The organism is Halorarius halobius (assembly GCF_024298865.1).
GTDB lineage: Archaea > Halobacteriota > Halobacteria > Halobacteriales > Haloarculaceae > Halorarius > Halorarius halobius.
Genome location: NZ_CP101161.1, coordinates 2,454,472 through 2,470,842, shown reverse-complemented (window position 1 = coordinate 2,470,842; position 16,371 = coordinate 2,454,472). Strand labels below are relative to the sequence as shown.

Annotated in this window: 16 protein-coding genes and 1 tRNA gene; 6 read left to right on the top strand and 11 right to left on the bottom strand. The window is 69.4% G+C overall.

What is annotated here, in order from left to right; genetic code table 11:
- Positions 1-29: 29 nt before the first annotated feature.
- Genes NL112_RS13160 through NL112_RS13150 form a run of 3 tightly spaced genes read right to left on the bottom strand, consistent with a single transcriptional unit; the run spans position 30 to position 3,389 of the window.
- Positions 30-1,448 carry a small ribosomal subunit Rsm22 family protein gene (locus NL112_RS13160; RefSeq protein WP_255149300.1) on the bottom strand — a complete coding sequence of 473 codons (1,419 nt, stop codon included), beginning with the start codon at positions 1,446-1,448 and terminating at the stop codon, positions 30-32.
- The gene (locus NL112_RS13155; RefSeq protein ID WP_255149299.1) at positions 1,445-2,170 is read right to left on the bottom strand and encodes a prephenate dehydrogenase/arogenate dehydrogenase family protein; all 726 of its coding nucleotides are present in this window, start codon (positions 2,168-2,170) and stop codon (positions 1,445-1,447) included. The genes NL112_RS13160 and NL112_RS13155 overlap by 4 nt, the downstream gene beginning before the upstream one ends.
- Positions 2,171-2,216: 46 nt before the next feature.
- The gene (locus NL112_RS13150; protein ID WP_255149298.1) at positions 2,217-3,389 is read right to left on the bottom strand and encodes a M24 family metallopeptidase; all 1,173 of its coding nucleotides are present in this window, start codon (positions 3,387-3,389) and stop codon (positions 2,217-2,219) included.
- An 84-nt stretch (positions 3,390-3,473) separates the two neighbouring features.
- On the opposite strand from NL112_RS13150, the gene aroA reads away from it, so the two are divergent.
- On the top strand, positions 3,474-4,754 hold the full coding sequence (aroA, locus tag NL112_RS13145; RefSeq protein ID WP_255149297.1) for a 3-phosphoshikimate 1-carboxyvinyltransferase: 1,281 nt from the start codon (positions 3,474-3,476) through the stop codon (positions 4,752-4,754).
- A 168-nt stretch (positions 4,755-4,922) separates the two neighbouring features.
- Positions 4,923-6,149 (top strand): chorismate synthase, encoded by a 1,227-nt coding sequence (gene aroC, locus NL112_RS13140; protein WP_255149296.1) that lies wholly within the window; start codon positions 4,923-4,925, stop codon positions 6,147-6,149.
- Between the two features lies 1 nt (position 6,150).
- On the opposite strand, the gene NL112_RS13135 is transcribed toward aroC, so the two are convergent.
- Both NL112_RS13135 and NL112_RS13130 read right to left on the bottom strand, forming a co-directional pair.
- Positions 6,151-7,674: a hypothetical protein gene (locus NL112_RS13135; RefSeq protein WP_255149295.1), complete on the bottom strand. Its 1,524-nt coding sequence runs from the start codon at positions 7,672-7,674 to the stop codon at positions 6,151-6,153.
- A gap of 88 nt (positions 7,675-7,762) precedes the next feature.
- On the bottom strand, positions 7,763-7,984 hold the full coding sequence (locus NL112_RS13130; protein ID WP_255149294.1) for a hypothetical protein: 222 nt from the start codon (positions 7,982-7,984) through the stop codon (positions 7,763-7,765).
- A gap of 60 nt (positions 7,985-8,044) precedes the next feature.
- Here NL112_RS13130 and NL112_RS13125 point away from each other — a divergent pair, with 60 nt between their 5' ends.
- Together NL112_RS13125 and NL112_RS13120 are read left to right on the top strand one after the other, a co-directional pair.
- Complete coding sequence (locus NL112_RS13125; protein WP_255149293.1) at positions 8,045-8,779, top strand: TIGR04282 family arsenosugar biosynthesis glycosyltransferase; 735 nt, start codon at positions 8,045-8,047, stop codon at positions 8,777-8,779.
- Between the two features lie 40 nt (positions 8,780-8,819).
- A tRNA-Ser gene (locus NL112_RS13120) sits at positions 8,820-8,901 on the top strand.
- A gap of 247 nt (positions 8,902-9,148) precedes the next feature.
- Here NL112_RS13120 and NL112_RS13115 read toward each other — a convergent pair.
- Positions 9,149-9,793 carry a helix-turn-helix domain-containing protein gene (locus tag NL112_RS13115; RefSeq protein ID WP_255149292.1) on the bottom strand — a complete coding sequence of 215 codons (645 nt, stop codon included), beginning with the start codon at positions 9,791-9,793 and terminating at the stop codon, positions 9,149-9,151.
- Between the two features lie 152 nt (positions 9,794-9,945).
- On the opposite strand from NL112_RS13115, the gene NL112_RS13110 reads away from it, so the two are divergent.
- Positions 9,946-10,260, top strand: coding sequence for a DUF5785 family protein (locus tag NL112_RS13110; RefSeq protein WP_255149291.1), 315 nt, complete (start codon positions 9,946-9,948; stop codon positions 10,258-10,260).
- Here NL112_RS13110 and udk read toward each other — a convergent pair.
- The 5 genes from udk to NL112_RS13085 all read right to left on the bottom strand — a co-directional run bounded on the left by udk (position 10,257) and on the right by NL112_RS13085 (position 15,449).
- Entirely contained in the window at positions 10,257-10,889 is a 633-nt protein-coding gene (gene udk, locus NL112_RS13105; RefSeq protein ID WP_255149290.1) for a uridine kinase, read from the bottom strand. The two genes, NL112_RS13110 and udk, sit on opposite strands and share 4 nt — an antisense overlap.
- Positions 10,890-10,928: 39 nt before the next feature.
- Positions 10,929-11,162, bottom strand: a complete 234-nt coding sequence (locus NL112_RS13100; RefSeq protein ID WP_255149289.1) for a hypothetical protein — start codon at positions 11,160-11,162, stop codon at positions 10,929-10,931.
- Positions 11,163-11,223: 61 nt separating this feature from the next.
- The gene (locus NL112_RS13095; protein ID WP_255149288.1) at positions 11,224-12,858 is read right to left on the bottom strand and encodes a tRNA uridine(34) 5-carboxymethylaminomethyl modification radical SAM/GNAT enzyme Elp3; all 1,635 of its coding nucleotides are present in this window, start codon (positions 12,856-12,858) and stop codon (positions 11,224-11,226) included.
- Positions 12,859-12,898: 40 nt separating this feature from the next.
- Positions 12,899-15,013 carry an OB-fold nucleic acid binding domain-containing protein gene (locus NL112_RS13090; protein WP_255149287.1) on the bottom strand — a complete coding sequence of 705 codons (2,115 nt, stop codon included), beginning with the start codon at positions 15,011-15,013 and terminating at the stop codon, positions 12,899-12,901.
- A gap of 172 nt (positions 15,014-15,185) precedes the next feature.
- The gene (locus NL112_RS13085; RefSeq protein WP_255149286.1) at positions 15,186-15,449 is read right to left on the bottom strand and encodes a hypothetical protein; all 264 of its coding nucleotides are present in this window, start codon (positions 15,447-15,449) and stop codon (positions 15,186-15,188) included.
- 88 nt (positions 15,450-15,537) lie between these two features.
- Between NL112_RS13085 and NL112_RS13080 the strand changes: the two genes are divergently transcribed.
- Positions 15,538-16,371, top strand: a complete 834-nt coding sequence (locus NL112_RS13080) for a M14 family metallopeptidase (RefSeq protein ID WP_255149285.1) — start codon at positions 15,538-15,540, stop codon at positions 16,369-16,371.

Genomic DNA, 16,371 nt, shown 5'->3' with positions numbered 1-16,371 from the left:
CGAGCGAGAGGAGCACCGGGTGCAAAAAGCTACCCGGCGAGACGGTCCACGACCGTCTCCGCGTCGACCACGAGGTTGTACGCCCCCTCGTCGTCGTTCCACAGCACGAGGGCGTTCTCGAACGCGAGCGGGTCGCCGTACGCCGCCCGCGAGAGGTCGCGGTTGAGCGCCGATTCGCGGGTGAGAACGGCGTAGTGGTCGACCGCCTCCGAGCCGTCCGACACCTTGTAGAGCGGGTTGCCGTCCTCGGCGAGGTCGTGGGACAGTTTCAGCGCCACGCAGTCGACGCGGTTAGTGACGTGCGTCTCGCTGTCCGCGAACCGCGCGAATCGGGAGGCGTCCGGGCGGAACGCGACCATCCGCTCGTCGTCGTGGCGGACGACCGAGAAGGCGTACTGCACGTCGACGTTGACAAACTCGCCGTCGCCCGCGGTGCCGTCAGCCGCCGCCCGGTCTCCCTCGTCGAGTCGCCGCTGGAACGGCGGCACCGCCAGGTCGGGCTGGACGTCGAAGCTCCACCCCTCGTCGGTCGGCCGACAGTCGGGCCACAGCCGGACCTGTGGCCCCCAGACGCCGTAGCCCGCCGCTTCGAGCGACCGTTCCACCTCGCGGAGCCCGACGGCCGTGTTGCGGTCCGCGGGTGCGATACCGACGAGCGACCCGTCCTCGGCGACCGACTCCGCATAGCGGGCCGCGACGGATTCGGGGTCGTCGAGTTCCGAGAGGACGTTGGCGAACAGCACGATGTCGAAGGTGGCGTCGAGGTCGAACGCCTCCGCAGTCGTGCGGTGGACGCGCGTGTCGAACCCGGGGCGGGTCTCCCCGACGAACGCCTCGAACACGTCGGCCGCCGCGGACGGCTCGACCGCATGATACTCGACGACGCTGTCGTCGGGCACGAGGTCGTGGACGCCGAGCATCGGCCCCCCGACCCCTGCGCCCACGTCGAGCACGCGCAGGCGACGGTCGAGGAGGCCGTGGTCCGCCAGCCGTGCCAGCACGTACTGGACGACGGCGTAGTAGTCCGGCAGATGGTAGAGCGCGTACGCCAGCGCCGTCCGGTAGTCGTACTCGACGGCCGTGCCCTCGAGGTAGTCGGCCTTCAACTCGCGGACCGTCGCCCGCAGGTCGTCGCCCGATTCGCCGTCGGGCCAGCCGGCCCCGAACTCGTCGACGAGCAGGTCCTCCAGCGTGCGGCCGTACCGCTCGGGGAACGACTCGACGCCGGCGAACGTAACCGACAGCGGGCCTTCCTCGACGGGGACGAACGTCCCCTCGTCGGTCTCGCGGACGCCGAGTTCGACGGCGTGTTCCCGCAGGACCTGCCGGACGACGGCCGGATGGGGCTGGCCGTCGACGTACTCGTATATCTCCTCCGGATCGATGGGTCGCACCTCGCGAAGGTAGCGGGCGTTGTCGAGCACCGCCTCGCGCTGGTCGGGGTTCATCGTGACGCCTCCTCGTACAGGTCGACGAACGTCTCGGTGTCGGCATCCGCTATCCGTCGAGCGGCGTCGGCCACCCCGTCGGCGCCGTCGAAGGCGGCCTGTATCTCGGCGTACACGCGGGGGTTGTTGTCGAGCAGTTGGTCGACCAACTGCTGGAGCGGGCCGGACAGCGGCGTGTGGAACTCCTCACGGACGTCTTCGGCCGCCAGCGCGTACGCGAGCACGGCCGCGTGCGCCTTCGCCTGCACCGTCTCCATCGCGCGGTCGTGTTCGGCGGCCGTGGTCTCGAAGACCTCGTTGCCGGCGACCTCGAGTGCGTCGACCACCGCGTCGGTGACCGGGCCGACGGCATCGCGGACGACGGCGACGTTGCCGGGGGCGTTGGCGGCCGCGAACAGCGGGTGGGTCGACAGCCGCTCGCGGTCCGGTGCCACATCCCGCATCGCGTCCAGCGCGGTCGTCATCTCGCCGGTCACGTCGAGCAACGCGCGGTCGGCGCGGTCAGCGTGGGCGGCGACGGCATCGTCGACGGCGCTCATCGGGACGGCGAAGCAGACGGCGTCGAACGTCTCGCCGTCGTCGGCGACCCTGGCGTCGACGACGGCCGCGGCGTCGCGGGCGACGGCCTGGTCGACGTCGGTGACCGCGACATCGAAGGCGGGGGCGAGGCTCTCGGCGAGCCAGCGGCCCATCTCGCCCGCGCCCACGACGAGTAGTCGCATCAGTAGCCGGTATCGGGCCGGGGTGCAAAAGGGGTTCGCTCGACGCCTACACGACCAGCGACGTCTCGTAGTCGGTGAAGTTCTCGTAGCCGTCCTCGGTGACGACGACGATGTCCTCGATGCGGACGCCGCCGACCTCGGGGTCGTACAGGCCGGGTTCGATTGTGACGACGTGGCCCGGTTCGAGTTCGTTGTCCGCCGTCGAGACGCGGGGGTACTCGTGGATGTCGAGACCGACGCCGTGGCCCGTCGTGTGGATGAACCCCGTCTCCGTCTCCGGGTCCGAGCGGAGCGTCGGCAGACCGGCGTCCTCGTACACGTCACAGACGGCGCCGTGGACCTCGCTCCCGGAGACGCCAGGCCCGAGTGCGTCTAGCGCGGCCTCCTTGGCTTCCAGCGTCAGGTCGTACCACTCCTGGACCGTGTCGCTCGGGGCGCCCTTCACGAACGTTCGCGTCATGTCGGCGAAGTAGCCGGTCTCCTTCGACCGCGGGAAGATGTCGACGATGATGGATTCGTCGGCTCGGAGCGGCCCGGAGCCACGGTCGTGGGGGTCCGCGGCGTCGGCACCGCAGGCGACGATGGTCGTATCGAGCGCGTAGCCGTCCCGCAGGAGGCTGATTTCGATTTCGGTCTTGACGCGCTCGCTCGTCAGCACGTCGCCGTCGTGGACGAGTTCGCCGTCGCCGTTCACGTCCGCCTCCCGAACGAGACGCTCGGCGGTGGCCATCGCCCGCTCGTTGGCCTTCTGGGCGTCGCGCACGTGGTCGAGTTCCTCCGGGAGCTTCGTCGCGCGGATGTGTTCGACGACGCCGTCGTGGTCGACGGTCACCTCGATGCCCTGCTCGCGGGCGCCGTCGGCGGTGCCCGCGGGGAACTCGTTGGGCACGGCGACCGATTCGGCGTCGTGGGTGCGCAGGAACTCCGCAAGCAAGCGATGGCTTCCCTCGTGTTCGCCGTACTCCTCGATCTTCTGTTGGCCGTCGTAGTCGGCGCTCCGCTCGACCGTGTCCGCCCGGGCCTCGCGCTTGGCCCGGCCGTACTCCAGCGACGAGACCAGCAGGTGCGTCTCGCCTGTGTACAGCGTTCCGAACGGGTCCGGGGCGGTGAACCCGGAGAGATACCGCTGGTCGGAGTCGTCGCCGTCGGCCTCGATGAGGTAGCCGTCGAGGTCGTTCTCGTCGAGGTAGTCGTCGAGTCGAGAGAGGTCGGGGTCCATGCCCTCGCGTGGGGTGCGCGCCGGCTAAAGGCTACCGTCTGCCGGGGCCGGTAGCCTCTTTTCGACCGGCGACGACCCCCGGACGTGAACGTCTCCGTCTCCCCATCGCGGGTCGCGGGTCGGGTCCGTGCCCCACCGTCGAAGAGCTACACCCACCGGGCGATACTGGCCGCCGGCCACGGGCAGGGTGCGACCGTCACTGACCCGCTCGACTCCGCGGACACCCGGGCGACGGCGCGGGCCGTCGAGGCGTTCGGCGGCACCGTCGAGCGCCGCGAGGGGAGCATCGAGGTGGTCGGGTTCGACGGCCGACCCGACGTGCCCGACGACGTGCTCGACTGCGCGAACTCCGGGACGACGATGCGGCTCACGACGGCGACCGCGGCGCTGGCCGACGGGCTGACGGTGCTCACGGGCGACGACTCGCTCCGGTCGCGGCCGCAGGGACCGCTGCTGGAGGCGCTCGACGCGCTCGGCGCGCGCGCCGAGTCGACGCGCGGCAACGGGCAGGCGCCGCTGGTCGTCGGCGGCCCCATCGACGGGGGAGAGGTGTCCATTCGGGGGGACGTCTCCTCGCAGTACATCACCGCGCTGTTGATGGCGGGCGCGGTCACGCCGGAGGGTATCGACGTGGAGTTGACGACCGAGCTGAAATCCGCGCCGTACGTCGACATCACGCTCGAACTGCTCGACGACTTCGGCGTCGAGGCGACGAAGACGGACGCGGGGTTCTCCGTGCCGGGGGGACAGTCGTACGCACCCGCCGACGGGGAGTACGCCGTTCCGGGCGACTTCTCCTCGATGTCGTACCTGCTGTCGGCGGGCGCGCTCGCGGCCGACGGCGAACTGACTGTCGAGGGTGCGCGTCCGAGCGCGCAGGGCGACTCGGCCATCGTCGACGTGTTAGAGCGGATGGGCGCGGCCCTCGAGTGGGACCGCGAGGCCGGCGAAATCGTCGTCGCTCGGTCCGACCTCTCGGGCGTCGAGGTGGGCGTGGCGGACACTCCGGACCTGCTCCCGACCATCGCCGCCGTGGGTGCCGCGGCCGACGGCACCACCCGCATCACGGACTGCGAGCATGTCCGCTACAAGGAGACGGACCGGGTGAGCGCGATGGCGACCGAACTGGAGACGCTCGGTGCGGTCGTCGAAGAGCGCGAGGACGAACTGGTGGTCCGGGGCGGCGAGTCCGACCTGCGTGGCGCCACCGTCGCGGGGCACGACGACCACCGTATCATCATGGCGCTGGCGCTGGTCGGGCTAGTCGCCGAGGGGACGACGACCATCGAGGGGGCCGACCACGTCGACGTGTCGTTCCCCGGGTTCTTCGACACGCTTCGTGACCTCGGCGCGGCCATCGAGTAGCGAACAGGCGGATATCTCGCCCCGAGTCGGTGTCCCGCGCTACGGCCTCGTCCCGACCCGGACTGTGCTCAGGTCACGGGACCGGTGGCCGCGCCCCCGTATTTCAACCCTCGGTCCGGCTTGCACCGATTGTAAGGTATAAGCGGCCGCCCGCCCGACGCCGTGGTAATGAACGGCAACAGTTTCGGGCGGCTCTTCCGGTTCGTCACCTACGGCGAGAGCCACGGCGACGCGATGGGCTGTACCGTCTCGGGGTGTCCCGCGGGCGTCGAACTCTCCGAGGAGGAGATACAGCGGGAACTCGACCGCCGGAAGCCCGGCCAGTCGATGATAACGACCTCGCGGGGAGAGCCCGACGAGGTGACCATCAACTCCGGTACGCAGGACGGCTACACGACGGGGACGCCCATCGGGATGGTCATCCAGAACAAGGACGCCCGCTCGGGCAAGTACGAACCGTTCGTGACCGCGCCTCGCCCCTCGCACGGCGACTACACCTACTCCGCGAAGTTCGGCACGCGCAACTGGGGCGGCGGCGGCCGCTCCTCGGCCCGGGAGACGGTGAACTGGGTCGCGGCCGGCGCCGTCGCCAAGCAGGTGCTCGACCAGTCCGAGTACGACATCGAGATAAAGGCCCACGTCAACCAGATAGGCGGCATCACCGCACCCGAGGTCACGTTCGAGGAGATGCTCGAACACACGGAGGAGAACGAGGTCCGGTGTGCCCACCCGGAGACGGCTGAGGAGATGCGCGAGGCCATCGACCGCTACCAGGAGGAGGGCGACTCCATCGGCGGTTCCATCTACTTCGAGGCGCGCGGCGTCCCCCGGGGGCTCGGCGCGCCACGGTTCGACAGCGTTCCGTCCCGGCTGGGACAGGCGATGATGTCGATTCCGGCGACGACGGCCTTCGAGTTCGGCCTCGGGCGCGACGCTCGCGAGGTGCGCGGCATCGACCGCAACGAGGACTGGGAGTTCGACGACGGGAGCCGCGAGGAGGTCGCGAGCGACGAGGGCGACCCCGTTCCCGTCGGCAACGACCACGGCGGCTTGCAGGGCGGTATCACCACCGGCGAACCCATCTACGGCGAGGTGACGTGGCACGCACCCACGTCGATTCCGAAGAAACAGCGAACCGTGGACTGGGAGACGGGCGAGGAGAAGGAGATTCAGGTCGTCGGCCGTCACGACCCCTCCCTGCCGCCGCGAGCGGTGCCCGTCGTCGAGGCGATGCTGTACTGCACGGTGCTGGACTTCATGCTTCTGGGCGGGCGCATCAACCCCGACCGGCTCGACGACCGGCCCGGCGAGTACGCCACCGACTACCACCCGTCGTCGCCGCAGTCGGACCCCGACGACGCCGCCACGAGCGCGGAGTCGGTCGACGAGGAGTGAGTCAGCGGGACCCCGTCGCGGTCTCTCGACCGTCGCGGTCCGCCTCAGCGACGTACGTCTCGCCGTCGTAGCGGAACGCTCTGCGGCGCGCGTCGTACCCGACCACGCCGTCGACGACGTGCTCGTCGGCACGGAGCACGACGGGCGTCTCCGAAAGGTACGGCACCACGTCTCGGAGTCCACGGAACGGCCGCCGATACACCTGCTCGGGGATGAGCCGGCGGGCGTCGGCCGCGTCGCCGGTGGGTTGGACGGTTAGCGTCGCGTTCGCCGGGTGGTCGCCGTCGTTCCACTCGGGCCGGGTGACGACGGTGCGGCCGTCCCGGGTCTCTACTGTCGCCTCGCCCGTGGGCGTCACCTCCAACGCGGGCGCCTCGAACCCGACGAGCGCGGCGTTCGTCCCCGAGTCCCGCCGCGAGAACCCCGCGCGGACCGCGTAGGTCCCGCCGCCGAGGTGGCCGACCGCGCCGCCGGTCGCCTCGTCGTCACAGCGGATGGAATCGCCGTGGAACGCGTGGACGGCGTAGTCGAACCGCTCGCCGGGGGAGACGGCGCTGGCGGGCACGTTGACTCCCCACGGCGCCACGTGGAACCACTCGCCGTCGACCAGTTTGTACAGCCCCCAGTCGTACGGGTTCCCCGGGACGGGGTCGGCCGTGTGGTTGACCAACTCGAATGTGAACGTTGCGGGCGCGTCGGCCTGCTCGGTGGCCGGTTCGAGGTAGACGCCCGCGTTCGCGTCGGCCTCGTGGTACCAGTCCGTGGTGTCGCCGTCGGGCAGGTCCGGCACGACACGGTCCTCGAACCGGGAGTCGCGCGTCGGGCCCGGCGTCTCGGTATCCCACGCCGCGATTCCGAACGCGCTCTCGTCGTAGCCGAACTGGTAGCGACCGGTCGGGAACCCGCGCCGTTCCCAGTAGCCGAGCAGGAGATACTCGCCGTGGATGGACTCGCCGGGTGCGAGCCGTAGCGTCGACGGGAGCTTCGGCGGTACCTCGGTGGCCTGCCAGTACCCCTCGGGCCCGCGCTCGTAGCCGGGGTCGGCGTCCACGAGGTCGTGGTTCGCGGTCGGCGCGAGATACAGCGTCGTCTCGCGGTCGGTGTCGAGGTCCCGCAGACGCGCAGTGTTCACCTCTTGGAACGGTGCTATCTCGCGGAGTCGGAACGTGTTCGACCAGTCGTTGTCGTTCGTGAGCGTCGCGGTCACCCGTGCGGGCGAGTCGGCGGTCGCCGTCCCGGCGAACCGCATTTCGACTACCGCGCCGTCGGGGCCGCGCGAGACCGGCGGCGACAGCGACAGCGTCCGCGGGCCGGTCTCGAGACTGACAACGCTGGCATCTCCCAGCCGGAACTCGGGGTCGTCGTCGGGCGTCGACTCGGGCGTCTCCGTCGGTGTCGTGGTCTCGGATGGGTCGACGGGCGTCAGCGTCTCGGACGGCGAACTGTCCGCGGGGTCGCCGACCGACGAACAGCCGGCGAGCCCGGCCGCGACGCCCAACGAAGCGAGAAAGCGGCGACGGTCCATACTCCCGCGTTCCGGATGTCCGGATAAACGCCTTCGGTACGTTCAAGCGTCCCTTTGAGTCACGGCTCGGGCCCCCTCGGGCCGCGGCTCACCAGTAGCCGCCGTTGGCGAGCCAGCGGCTCCCGGTGCCGCGAGCGCCCGCGGCGGCGGCGCCGACGACCAGAAGCGCCACCAGCGCGACGGTGACCGCCGCCGCGGTGGGGTTCGGACCGGCCGACAGCGGACCGACCACGAGTTGCACGAGCGCACCGACGACGGTCACTGCGACGGCCAGCACCGCGACGGCACTCACCAGTGTAGTCCAGTTCATGTCTCCGACTGTAGTCCCCGAGATATAAAACTCAAGACGTTCCCGCGACGACTGCCGACCATGACCACCGTCGCCGTCCTTGTTGACCCGCCCCGTCCCGGCCACGTCCTGCCCCGTCTTCCCGAGACATCGCCGCTCTCCGAACGCGAGGCCGCCGACCTGTACGCCGCGATGGCGAGGGACCTCGTCGGCGCCGTGGCGGGAAGCGGCGGTGACCTGCTCGTCAACTACCGCCCCGAGGATGCGGTGCCGGGCGACGGCGACGCCGAAGCGGAGGTGCGCGAACTCGCGGTCGAGGCGGGCGTCGACGAGCCCCGACTGGAGGTGCAGGTCGGCGAGACGTTCGCCGGTCGCGTCGGTAACACCGTGACGCATCTGCTGGAGTCCGAGGGCGTCGCCTCGGCGGCGGCCGTCGCGCCGACGACGCCGTTCCTGACGCGCCAGCACATCGACGAGGCGGCGATGAAACTCCGGCGAAGCGAGGTGGTGCTCGGCCCCGCGACGGGCGGGCGGGTCTACTACGCCGGCTTCACCGACGGCATCGACTTCGCCGACGCGTACACCGACCCGGCCGTCGGGACGCTCACGGACCGCGCCCGCGACGTGGGCCACGAGGTGGACTTCCTCCCGTTCCTGCCCGTCGTCGAGACGGGGAGCGACCTCGCCACCGCCGTCGCCACCCTGAACGCCCGCCGCCGCGCGGAGCGTATCGTCCCGACCCACACCGCCGAGACGCTGGCCGACTTGGGACTCGTGGTCGAGTCCGCGGACGGTGACCTGACGCTGACCCGGTAACCGAAAGCGAAAAACCGCGGGAGGAAGTACCTCCGCACGCGGTGGGATGGCAGAGTGGCAATGCGCCTGCCTTGAGAGCAGGTGTCCGTCAGGACTCCTGGGTTCAAATCCCAGTCCCACCGCCTCTCGCGTGAGTGCGTGGCGACCACCGCGACGCGTGTGGTCGCCAGCGGCGAACGCGTGTTCGGGTCGCTGGTTTGAATCAGGGAGGACGCGCACAGCGACCGACGGGAGCGAGCACGTCCGACCGTGGTTCAAATCCCAGTCCCACCGTTTCTCTCGCGCTTGTGACCGACGAGCGGCGCGCTGGCGGGTTACCGAAGGAGCGTGAGGAGCGCGTGGAGCACGGCGCGTCAGTCCGGTCTGCCGTTACTGGACGAGCCCCGAGACGACGCGGGATTCGGCCTTCCGGAGGTGTTCGTCGACGGTCGATGGCGCACAGTCGAGCGTCGCGGCGATGTCCTTGTGGGTGGCGCGGCGGGGCACGTCGTAGTACCCCTCGTCGACGGCCGTCTGGAACACCTCTAGCTGGCGGTCGGTCAGCGGCGACAGCAGGTCCTCGCCGCCGGGGATGTACGGGCCGGCGTTGTCGACCGAGAACTGGATGCCGTCGGGCATCTTCGACAGCGCTTCCCGGAGGTTGCTGTGGGTGCCCACCAGCGTCGCGCTGAGGCCGCCCTCGACGAACTCCAGCGGCGTGTCGATGATGAGCGCGTGGTCGTGAGCCACCTCGACGAGTTCGCCCATCGCCGAGGAGCCGACCTGCAGGAACACGTGGAAGCCGTCCGAAACGTCGACGACCTCGTGGTCACGGACCGTCGAGCGGTCGGCCAGCGCCGACCCGAACGCGTCCTCGTCGCCGGTCAGTCGGTACAGCAGGACCGTCGTGCCGTCGGCGCGGGCGTCGACGTGCATGAGTGCCTCCCGCTGGACGTCGTCGTGGTCGGCCACGAACGCGTCGATGGGGTGAATCGCCCGGTCCGCCGGTGAGATCGTGAGTTTGAGGTACTGCATCGGTGCTCCACCTGACCTGGAGTGGGATATAGACGGGAAAAGGGGTTCTGACAAAACCATCAAAACGTCCGTGTACGTTCGGCCACGGACCGCCGTGCCAGCGCCCCACGCCGGACGGAAACCCTTTTGCGAGGGCTCTCCGACGTTGGTATATGGACTGGCTGCACGACCCCGACGGCGAAGAAGGGAGCGAGGGGATGCGCAAATTCGGACACGCCGTCATCGTCAAGAAGGTCGACGAGGAGGAGTCGTTCCCGCTGTCGGCCGAGGAGTTCGTCGAGGAGTACGGCGACGACCCCGTCAGGATGGACTTCGAGACGGTGGTGTCGGTCGCGGACGTGTTCGAGTACGTCGACGCCGAGGAGTTCGAGGACATCGTCGACATGCACCGGGCGGTCGGTGACGCGCTCCGTGCGTCGCCGTACTGGCAGTACAACCCGCAGGTAGGCGAGTCCCGCTCCGCCTAAACGCCGGGACGCTCGTCGCCCGAGACCACGCCGCGGACCCGCTCGCGCAGGAGGTCGACCGCGGTGTCGTTGACCCCCTCCGGGATGATGAGGTCCGCCTCCTTCTTCGTCGGTTCGACGAACTGCTCGTGCATCGGCTTCACCGTCGAGAGGTACTGCGAGACCACGCCTTCGAGGTCACGCCCCCGGTCGACCACGTCACGGCGGATGCGCCGGATGATGCGCACGTCGGCGTCCGTCTCGACGTACAGTTTCACGTCCAGCATCTCCCGAATTTCGGGCCGGTGGAGCGTGAGGATGCCCTCGACGATGATGACGTCGCCGGGGTCGATGCTGGTCGTCTCGTCGGTCCGGTTGTGGATGGAGAAGTCGTACTCGGGCATCTCGACGGTCCGCCCCTCCGCGAGCGCGGACAGTTGCTCGACGAGCAGGTCCCAGTCGAACGCGTCCGGGTGGTCGTAGTTTATCTCCTCGCGCTGCTCCATCGGGATGCCGGAGCGGTCCTCGTAGTAGTTGTCCAGCGGAACGAGCGTCACCGACTCGACGCCCGCCGTTATCTCGCGGGCGATGGTCGTCTTGCCGGCACCGGTCCCCCCGGCGATGCCGACGACGAGCGACGGAACGGGCATTACCGTGGTGTGTGCCCCGGGGGAAATGAGCGCTCGGGTTCACAGCAGGAGACCGGCGACGCCGAAGCCGGCCGCGACGAGCGCCCCCAGGAGGTAGCTGTACCGCGTCATCGCTACCTTCCAGCCGGCGGCCTCCACCTCGCGTGCGGCGTCCCGGGTACTCCCGACTGCGTCCCACTTCTCGTCGCGGTCGGCGATTTCCTCGGCGTTGCCCGCCGCGGCGAGCAGAAACACCGCGGCGCCGAACCCGACGATGGCCCACAGCGGTTTCATGCGCGCGGCTGGCGCCGTAGCCGACAAATGTCTTGTGGGAGACAGGTACGTCTCGTGTGGCTTACAGCCGCGTCGAGACGTACGGCCCGTCCTGGTAGTAGCCGAGTTTCTCGCGGTAGTACTCCCGGACGCCGATACCCGAGATGACCGACAGCTTCCCGTAGCCGGCCTCGCGGGCGAGTTCTTCGGCGCGGCCGAGCAGTTTCCGGCCCCAGCCACGGTGCTGGTGGGTGGCGTCGTCACCCGGGTCGCCCATCCCCACCTCCGAGCCGTAGACGTGCAACTCGCGGACGATGGCGGCGTCCGATAGCTCGCGGCGCACCGGGTCGTTCGGGAACCGGAGCCGACAGAACCCGACCAGAAGGTCCTGTTCGAAATCTTCGACCGAGATGAAATGTTCGGTGCCACCCGCCGCCTCGTACGTGTCGACGCGCATCTCGACGCCCTGCGGTTCGGCGTCGTTCATCCCGGCTTCCCGACACCGAATGCACTCGCAGGTCCAGCCGTGTTCCTCCATCCGCTTCCACGCGAGCTGTCGGAGGTTGGACTTCCAGACGCCGGCGTCGATGTGGTCGGCGGGGATGTCCCGCTGGACGCGCTGGAGCCGGGTGTAGCGGGGCACCATCGACTTGATTTCCGCGACGAGTTCGGCGGCCTCGTCGTTGTCGAGCGGTTCGTACTCGTCGCGGCGCCACATATCGTAGGTGAGGGTGTCGCGGACGACGAGCGTCGGGTAGATTTTGAGGTAGTCGGGTTTCCACTCCGTCCGCTCGAAGATGCGCCGGAAATCTTCGAGACACATCTCCTTCGACATCCCGGGCTGACCGGGCATCATGTGAAAGCCGACCTTGAACCCCGCGTCCCGGAGCCTACGGTTGGCGTCGATGCTGGCTTGAACGCCGTGACCCCGGTGCATCTCGCGGTTGATGCGCTCGTAGGTCGTCTGGACGCCCACCTCGACTTTCGTGCCGCCCAACTCGAGCATCCGATGTATCTGCTCGGGGTCACACCAGTCCGGCTTCGTCTCGAAGGTTGTGCCGATGTTGCGCACGTCGGCCGTCTCGTTGGCGGCGATGACGTCCTCGAGATACCGGAACGGGTAGTCGTCTTCGGCGAACGACTCCGTCTCCGACGGCGAGGGGGCGGCGTCGGGGTCGAACTCGTTCATCGCCTCCAGACACCGCTTCACGAACCACTCCTGGTAGTCGTGGCTCCGGGCGGTCATCGTCCCGCCCATCACGATGAGTTCCACCTTGTCGACCGGGTGGCCAATCTCCCGCAGTTGGTTCAGCCGCAGGGTGACCTGCCCGTACGGGTCGTAGTCGTTCTGGACGCCGCGGGCGGCGGCGGGTTCGTGGCCCGTGTACGACTGCGAGGAGTCGAACTCCGAGGCCGGACCGCCCGGACAGTAGAGACATTTGCCGTGGGGACAGGTGTGTGGCGAGGTCATCACCGCGACGGGCGAGACGCCCGAAGCGGTGCGGACAGGCTTCCGCTGGAGCACCGACTCCAACTCCTCCCGGCGCCCGTCGGGGGCGGCATCGAGGATGTCGGCGTGTTTGGGGACCGTCCCGGCGGAGAACTCCGAGCAGACCTCCAGTTTCGCCTGCTCGACCTCGTCCTTCTCGATTTCGCCCGCGAGGATGCGCTCGGCGAGGGTCTCACAGACCTGTCTGAAGGCGTCGTCGGTGCTCACGCTACCGGACGCAGGCCGCGGACGAACTTGTGTCCGACGGTTACAACCGCTCGGTCACCGCGTCGACGACCGCGTCGACCACGGCGTCCCGGCGACCCGAGAGGAACACGAGTTTGCCGACGTGGGCGCCGCGGGCGGAGACGCCCGCGTTCGGCGCGCGCTCGGCGGCGTCGGCCGCCACGTCGTCGAGGTCCAGCCCGTTCGGGGAGCGGACGTACAGTTCGTCCTTCGCGTAGCCAACGACGACCGGCGTCTCCTCGCGGTGCCGGCGGTGGAGTTCGTCGAGCAGCAGCGTCTTCGGCGGGAAGTCGAACCGGTGGGTGTACGCGTCGGTGTCGAGCACCGCGACCTCCGTGCCGCCGACCTCGCGGGTCTCGATGTTCGCCTCCGCCGTGTCGAGTTCCGCGTCGAGTTTCTCGCGGAACTGCGTCGACACCTGCTCGGCGAGGCCGACCTCCTGGTCGAACAGGAGGTCGATGATGAGTTCGCGCTTGTCCTCGTAGCTCTGGTAGTAGGCTTCGAGCGCGATGGCCTCGCGCAGGCGGGTCGCGGCCTCCGCGTCGATGCCGGCCTCGCTGGCCAGGTCGACGTACACCTCGGGCGTGTCCTCCCAGTAAGTGACTGCAGGCAGGTGGAACAGGTCGTCGCGCACGTCGTCGTTGACCGCCGCGGCGACGTTGGCCGCGAACGTGCCGGCCGTGCGGTCGCCGTCGCCCGTGACGGTGACGGCCGCCCGCTCGCTGATGTCGTCGTCCGCCGCGAGGCCGTCGACCACGACGCTCTCGGCGCCGTACACGTCGAGCAGGCCGAGCCCGTCCAGCGAGTCGCCGGTCGACCCGGCGGCCGCGAACACGAACAGCGGGAGCTTCTCGTCGTGGCGCTCGCGGTTGTCGAGCATCCGGGTGACGTCCTTCGTCGCGTCGTCCATATCGTAGGTACCGTCCTCCAGCGGACGGCGGTCGAAGTAGTGGTACGCCGCGTCCGTGCCCGGGTGCTCCTCGCGGACCAGCGGCAACACCGCACGCTCGATGGCGGCGCCCGCGACGTAGCCGTCCGTCGTCGCGGAGTGACGGACGACGATGGGCCGCGAGTCCAGCACCGCGCGCCGGATGGCCGTCGCCGCGTCCACGACGTCGTCGACCAGCGCCGCCACGGCGTCGTCGTCGGCCAGCAGCTCGTAGTCGGTCGGTTCGGCCTCGCTGTCGAGCGCGTCGGCCATCCGCTCTTCGACGGCCTCCCGTTCGTCGCCCTCGAGGACGGTCAGCGTCTCCGTCTCGACCTGCAGTTCGTCGCGGCGGACCCGAACCTCGCCGTCCAGGCGGACGACGTCGCCCGACTCCACGTCGGGGTACGCACGGACGCCCGCCTCCTCGAAGGCCGCACAGTCGACGACGGCCGTCTCGTCGCGGAGTTCGAACACCGTCGGGCCGGCGGTCTGACGCGCGGAGACTATCTCGCCCTCCAGGCGCACGTCCTCGCCGACGCGGTCGGTCAGCGACTCGACGGTCGCCCGCTCGTAGTCGCGGTCGTCCGCGTCTGACCCCGCCTCGGTGGGCTCGTCTGCCGTCTCGCTCCGGTCGTCCGCGGACGATTCCGTGGCGGCCTCCGCGCCGCCGTCGTCGGCCGACTCGCCGGCGGACGACTCGGTGTCGTCCGTCTCGGCGTCGGCGCCGTCGCCGGAGCTTGACGGTCGGCGGTCCGTCGAGTCGGCGTCGCTCGATTCGATGTTCGAGACGTTCGTCCGCGTCGGGCCGTCGTCGTCGTCGTCGTCGCTCTCCTCGGGCAGTTCGTCGCCCTCGGGCGTCTCGACGAGCACGCCGCGGAAGTCGCGCTCGGACTGGCGGATGGACCAGCCGAGGTCGATGTCGCCGTTGTCGCGGACGTTCGTCACCTGCACGAACACCTCGTCGCCCTCCTCCCAGTCGAGGGATTCGAGCCGGCGGTCTATCTTCGAGCGGTGCAACAGCCCGGTGACCCCGGGCGCGAGGTCGACGAACACGCCGAAGTCGGCGTAGCCGTCGACCGTCCCGCGGTAGAACCGTCCGTCGGTGAGTTGCGAGGCGGAGTTGCCCGTGAATTCGAACAGCACGTCCTCCTGGTGGGTGTCACAGACCGGCCCCCCACAGGACGCACCACAGATGATGCACGTATCCATTACCGTGATGAAACGGGTCGGGGGTAAAACGGTTGTCGGAATCGTCTCGGCGCCACACGCGTCGCGCGACCGCAGAACAGCGGGTCGAGACGCCCGCTGCTCGCGGGTCGTCGCTCCGCTCCTCCCCGCTCGCCGTGACGTGGCCTCGCTCCGCCGGTCGCTCGGCCACGCTCTACTCGAACACCCGACTCTCCTCCTCCAGCATCTCGATACCGCGTCGCACCTCCGCGGCCTGTTCGGGGAACAGCGCCACCTCCACCTCGTTGCCCTCGTCGTCGTCGAACGCGAGCTTCAGCCGCTTGTCGCCGAACTCCCTGACGTCGACCGACTCCACGTCGAACAGTTTCCCGGTCGCACCCTTGTTGGTGGGGCCGACGTTCTTGATGGAGCCTTCGGTCAGTTCCACGTTCCAGTTGTCGAGCGATAGGTTGAACACGACCACCACTCGCCGGGGCGCACGCATAAAGTTTCGAGCCGCGAGCGAAACGCGGGGCTTAGGTAGTTCCCCCCGGAACTCCAGGTGAATGCGCGTCGAACAGTTGGGCGAGGGGGAGCCGGAAATCGCCATCGTCGGCGGTATCCACGGCGACGAGCCGTGCGGCAAGCGGGCCGTCGAAGGGTTGCTCGATGCGGACCTCGACGTCACCCGCCCGGTGAAGCTCGTCGTCGCGAACGAGGAGGCGCTGGAGCGGAACGAACGGTACGTCGAGGAGGACCTCAACCGGGCGTTTCCAGGGGACCCCGACGGCGACACACACGAGTCGCGGCTGGCCCACGAGCTGTTACAGGAGCTCCGGGGGCAGACGGTGTTCTCGCTCCACTCGACGCAGTCGTACGCCGCGCCGTTCGCGCTGACGGACGACCTCGACCCGCTCGCGGCGTCGGTGGTGCCGTATCTCACCGTCGAGGCCGTCGTCGAGACGGCCAACTTCTCGGAGGGCCGACTCATCCAGAAGCCGGACGTGCTCGAGGTGGAGTGCGGCCTGCAAGGAAGCGAGAGCGCCGCACAGAACGCCTACCTGCTGTGTACGCAGTTCCTCGCGGGCGTCGGCGCGCTCTCCGACGACGGTCACCGCCGCGTCGACGAGGTGCCGGTGTTCCGGCTGGAGCGGGAACTCCCGAAGCCGGCCGGCGTCCCCGGCCAGTACGAGTACGAGGTGCTCGCGGCCAACTTCGAGCGGGTCGCCGAGGGGAGCGTCTACGCCCGCGCGAACGACGAGACGTTCGTCGCGGACCGCCCGTTCTACCCGGTGCTCCTGTCGGCGTACGGCTACGAGAGCGTGTTCGGCTACGCGGCGTCGCTCGTCGGACGGCTCGACGAGAACGCCGCACAGGAACACGCCGCCGAACGCCTGTAG